Source organism: Promicromonospora kroppenstedtii DSM 19349 (genome assembly GCF_000515355.1).
Classification (GTDB): Bacteria; Actinomycetota; Actinomycetes; order Actinomycetales; family Cellulomonadaceae; genus Promicromonospora; species Promicromonospora kroppenstedtii.
This window is the reverse complement of the sequence record NZ_KI911709.1, coordinates 1,625-1,894: the sequence shown is the minus strand read 5'-3', so window position 1 is coordinate 1,894 and position 270 is coordinate 1,625. Positions and strand designations below refer to the sequence as shown.

The following is a 270-nucleotide window of genomic DNA, read 5'->3' as shown; positions in this document are numbered from 1 at the left end:
CACGGTGGCGATCCAGCCGACCGAGGACGACCCGGATCTGGTGCGGCTCGCCGAGGTGCTGGGCGAGGTCCGGCAACTACTGAGCCGGGACTGACGGCGGCAGGGTTGACGGCGGCAGGGCCGACGGCGCTAGGGCCGGGCCGGCGGGCGGGCTCCATTTCGAGGCCTAAGTGTGATGTTCAGGGAGGTTGTTCAGTCGGGTGATGGGTGGTTGGTTGCCGATCGCTGTGTGGGCTCGGTGGTGGTTGTAGTAGTGCAGCCAGCCGGGTA

1 pseudogene is annotated in these 270 nt (G+C 68.1%); it reads right to left on the bottom strand.

Annotation, left to right across the window (positions count from 1 at the left end):
• Positions 1 to 166: 166 nt before the first annotated feature.
• A pseudogene (locus tag PROKR_RS32880) lies at positions 167 to 270 on the bottom strand (IS481 family transposase); the annotation flags it as partial.